Consider the following 4,144-nt stretch of genomic DNA (forward strand, 5'->3'; position numbering starts at 1 on the left):
CACCGCTATTCGCGGCTGGTGTTCATCGGTCGAAATCTGGACGAGGCGGGCCTGAGGGCCGGCTTCGAGAGCTGTATTGCGGCTTAGGCGGCTTGTCGGGTCACGGGCTGCCGCAGGCGGCTTTTAGCCACGATCTCCGGCTTCAGGATCCCGCACCACTCGGTGATGCGTCCGCAGCGCCATTCCAGCACCATGCGCCGGCCTTCGAGACGGTAACGGCCCCGATCGGTCCAGGGGCCGACGGCGACCTGGTTGGATTCCCACATCGGACTTGAGCCCATGAAAAAGCCCGCCGGGCGCGAACCCGGCGGGCGATTTCAAACCTGACGAAACCGCCGGGCTAGAGTTCTTCGTTGATCAGGGCCACCTGATAGAAACCGTTGCCCTGCAGGTCGTTCATGACAGCCATGAACTCGCCGTACAGAACGTCGCGGTCGCCGCGGATATAGACCCGCTGCTCGGTGACCGGAATGTTGGGCTCATCGCGCTGAAGCGTGAGGGTCAGGTCGCCGGTCAGGCGCTCCAGGGTCGTCGGAGCCTCGCCGATGAAGATCGCACCCCCACGCTGGAGGTTGATCAGGATCGGCTCCTTCACCTTGGTGCCGGGGGGCGGCGGGATCGCCGGGGGGAGGTCCAGCTTGATCGAGACCGTCGCGGCCGGGATCGACACCATGAAGATAATCAGGAGCACGAGCATAACGTCCACGAAGGGCGTGACGTTCATGTCCGAGTTCTGGTTCAGGCTGAATTTGCCGCCTTTAGCACCGCCGACTTTCGCCGCCATACCTGCGAATTCCTTCCCAAGGACCCATCAGCCGGGCCTGTCGGGAGGACCATTGGCAAGCTGTTAGGAGGTTGTAAAGCCGAAAGCGCGCGAAGCGGGCCTGCATCCCGGATTCGTTCCCGTGCTTGCCCATCAAGGCATCATGGTTCTAGGGGAAGCCATGACTTTCAGCTTTGACGCCTTCGTCACGACCGCCCTGTTTGACCGGACCGGTCGCGCCGCCTTCGCCCTTGGCGACGGGACGATCCGGTTCGAGGGGGGCGAGGTTGCCGCCGCCCATGACGGCGCTGTGCTGGCGGCCTGCCTGGCGCCCGCAGGCGATGCTATTCTGACGGGCGGGGATGATGGTCGGGTGATGATCTCCACCGCGTCTGGCGTAACGGAGATCGCCAGGGTCGCCGGTCGCTGGATCGACGCCGTCGCAGCCTCTTCCGAATCGAAGCTGATCGCCTTCTCCGCCGGGCGCGACCTGCATGTGCGCGATATGGCCGACCCGGCCTTCACTCGCACCTTTACCCACGAGAAATCCGTCGCCGACGTGGCCTTCGATCCCAAGGGCCGCCGCCTCGCTGTGGCCACCTATGGCGGGGTCTGGTTCTGGTACGCCCGGATCGCCGATCAGAAACCTGCGATCTACAAGTGGGCGGGCAGCCATGTGGGCGTCTGCTGGAGCCCGGACGGCAAGTTCCTGATGAGTGCCATGCAGGAGAATCAGCTGCACGGCTGGCGTGTGGCCGATGAGAAGAACCTGCGCATGGGCGGCTATCCGGCCAAGGTTAAGTCCATGGCCTTCATGTCGAAGGGCGCGCTGATGGCCACGTCCGGCGCCAACGGTGCGGTCTGCTGGCCCTTCGCCGGCGCCACCGGTCCCATGGGCAAGCAGGCTGCCGAGATCGGCTATGACGACGCTGCGCTCTCGACCCGCATCGCTGCGGCGCCTGACAAGACCTGGCTGGCGACGGGGCTGGACGACGGCCGGGTCTGGGCGGCCAATGTCACCGGAGAAAGAATCGTGCCGCTGAAGGCCGAAAAGGGCGCGGCGATCTCGGCTCTGGCCATGAGCCCTGATGCGAAACGTGTTGCCTGGGGCGATGAGGATGGCAACGCCGGGGTGGTGGACATCCCGTGAGCGGAGATCGGATGGACCTGGCCATCCGCCTCGGTCCCTACTTCGAGGCGCAGCTGCGGCTGGCCCGGCGCATGGCCGAACTGACCGGCTCAGATGTGGGCGAAGCGGTCTTCCGCCACACCAATCTCTGCCGCCGGCTGGGCCTGGGCATTCCGCTGAAGGCGCCACCGACCGAGATCTGGCGCGCCTATGCACGGGGTATCGAGGCGACCCGGGATTTGCCGGAGCAGATCGCTTTGACCCAGCAGACCTTTGCAGCCCACCCCGAAGAGGCGGCCCCGCCGTCCGGGCAAGTTCTCTTCGGATGCTTTGCCCATGAATTGCCCGATGCCGACGGTCGGGTGAAAATTCATTTCTACAATCGTGATACCGACGAGGCCGGAGGGCCGCTGGCTTCGGGCAAGGCGGGTCGGCGCAAGGATGAGCTCGCGGCCATGGTGCGCCATATCCGTCAGACCCATCCGGAAGCGACAGCCGTCTGCGGCGGCTCATGGCTATACAATCTCGAGGCCTATCGCCGCCTCTTCCCGCCAGACTATGCCGCCTCGCGAAACCTTCCCGCCACCGTCCGCATGACCGGCACGTCGACCTGGGGCCAGCTCATCGACAGCCGCAACGATATCCGACCCGATGTTCGCGACGCCATGGTGGCGAATCTGGATCGCCTTGACCCCGGCGCGCCCTGGCTCGCGTTCCCTTTCCGCGCCCTGTCGACCTGGGCCCCTCTGGAGCGTTTCGAGGCTTTCTACGGCCTCTGAGCTCCTACCGGATCGCGATGGGATTGATCACCACCTGCACGGTGCCCACGAAACGTGGCTGGCCCAGCACAAACAGGAACTCGCTCACCCCGTCCGCCGCCAGCAGACCCACGTTGACGTTCTCCAGAATGTGTACGCCCTTCCTGGCCAGCAGGGTCTGATGCACCACGAAGGGGCGGTTCGGGTCGGCGAAGGGGATGTGCTCCAGCGTGATGGTGTCGGCTCCGATGGCCACCACGCCCTGATCGGCCAGCCAGATCGCGCCGTCCTCGCCAAGCCCTGGCGTCGTGTCCTGAAACGCCTTGCGGTCGCTGTTCATCTTGGCCGCCATCCAGCCGGTGTGGAACAGCACCACGTCTCCCTTGCCGATGGTCACCTTCTGGGCCCGCATCGCCGCCTGGATCTCGGTGCGGTTGAAGGCCTGCCCGGCGGTCATGGGCTTGCCGAAATACTTCAGCATATCGATCACCACGCCACGGGTGACGATTGGCGGTACGTTCGAGAGCTCCAGAGTCTTGAACCCCTGAGGGGTGTTCAGTTCGTCACGGGTCAGCCCGTTGTAGTAGCGGTGGTCGATGCCCAGATGGCCCAGGCCGTCCATCTGGGTGCCGATCCCCATGCTGGTGGTGACCTTTTCGTCGAAGGCGGTGGCCTTGTTGGCGCCCAGCGGGGGTTGGCCGGCCGGCGGGGTGACGATGATCTCGGCCTTGTAGCTGCGATCGCCATAGACGGCGCTGTCTGGCCCGGTGGGGATACCCAGGGCATAGACCTTGCCGGTTTTCACCAGCGCGGCGGCCCGCTTCACACCCTCAGGCGACAGGTTGCCCACGGCGCCAAGGGTGTCAGATGCGCCGTACTGTGACGGATACCAGCGCTCCTGCGCCGAGGCCGCCCCTGCCAGGCACAACCCGCTCAGCGCCAGTATCATCCCTGATCGAAACATCTTTCCGCCCTCTGCCGTGTTTTGATTGGCGCCAGCCTGTCACGGCGCGGGCGGCGCGCAAAGGGGTTCAGAGCTTCGGCGCGAAACGGCTTTCCGGATTCCAGGTGGGCTTTGCCGGCGCATTCGCCACGGTCCGGGCCAGCTTGTAGAAGAATCGGTGGAACGCACCTGCCGCCTCGAAGTCCATGGGCTGGTTGATGTCGTCCTGCGGACGGTGATAGCGGACCTCATACCACTCGCGATACCGGGCTTCGGCCTCTGTCCCAGGCTCATAGCCAAAGATGAAGCCGGTGGCCGGTACGCCGATCTGCAGAAATGGATAGTGGTCGGCCCGTGTCAGCAGGCTGCGCTCGGGCTCGGGATCGGCCTGGGTGCGAATGCCCATAGATCCGGCCACCGTACGGACGGTTTCGCCCAGGCTGGTGTCGTTGATGGCCAGGACCGTCATCAGCTTCAAGGGGAACAGCGGTCGTAACTGGTCCAGGTTGATGTTGGCCGCCAGGGAGGCCTTCGGCACGGTCGGGTTCTTC

Annotated in this window: 7 protein-coding genes; 3 read left to right on the top strand and 4 right to left on the bottom strand. The window is 65.0% G+C overall.

All coding sequences use genetic code 11. The features are described from left to right. A partial coding sequence (locus tag ACIQ42_RS16610) for a GTP-binding protein (RefSeq protein ID WP_397423359.1) occupies positions 1–87 on the top strand: 87 nt, incomplete at its 5' end. Here the strand turns inward: ACIQ42_RS16610 and ACIQ42_RS16615 are convergent. Together ACIQ42_RS16615 and ACIQ42_RS16620 are read right to left on the bottom strand one after the other, a co-directional pair. Then, on the bottom strand, positions 84–281 hold the full coding sequence (locus ACIQ42_RS16615; protein WP_397423354.1) for a hypothetical protein: 198 nt from the start codon (positions 279–281) through the stop codon (positions 84–86). The genes ACIQ42_RS16610 and ACIQ42_RS16615 overlap by 4 nt on opposite strands. 59 nt (positions 282–340) lie before the next feature. Further along, positions 341–784: a biopolymer transporter ExbD gene (locus tag ACIQ42_RS16620; protein ID WP_397402934.1), complete on the bottom strand. Its 444-nt coding sequence runs from the start codon at positions 782–784 to the stop codon at positions 341–343. 160 nt (positions 785–944) lie between these two features. Here ACIQ42_RS16620 and ACIQ42_RS16625 point away from each other — a divergent pair, with 160 nt between their 5' ends. Beyond that, positions 945–1,913 carry a WD40 repeat domain-containing protein gene (locus ACIQ42_RS16625; protein WP_397423355.1) on the top strand — a complete coding sequence of 323 codons (969 nt, stop codon included), beginning with the start codon at positions 945–947 and terminating at the stop codon, positions 1,911–1,913. A gap of 11 nt (positions 1,914–1,924) precedes the next feature. Continuing rightward, entirely contained in the window at positions 1,925–2,671 is a 747-nt protein-coding gene (locus ACIQ42_RS16630; RefSeq protein WP_397423356.1) for a hypothetical protein, read from the top strand. A gap of 4 nt (positions 2,672–2,675) precedes the next feature. Here the strand turns inward: ACIQ42_RS16630 and ACIQ42_RS16635 are convergent, their stop codons facing one another. Both ACIQ42_RS16635 and ACIQ42_RS16640 read right to left on the bottom strand, forming a co-directional pair. Beyond that, positions 2,676–3,614 (bottom strand): cyclase family protein, encoded by a 939-nt coding sequence (locus ACIQ42_RS16635; RefSeq protein ID WP_397423357.1) that lies wholly within the window; start codon positions 3,612–3,614, stop codon positions 2,676–2,678. A gap of 67 nt (positions 3,615–3,681) precedes the next feature. After that, a partial coding sequence (locus ACIQ42_RS16640) for a M28 family peptidase (protein WP_397423358.1) occupies positions 3,682–4,144 on the bottom strand: 463 nt, incomplete at its 5' end.

It is taken from the genome of Phenylobacterium sp. (assembly GCF_044372605.1).
Classification (GTDB): domain Bacteria; phylum Pseudomonadota; class Alphaproteobacteria; order Caulobacterales; family Caulobacteraceae; genus Phenylobacterium.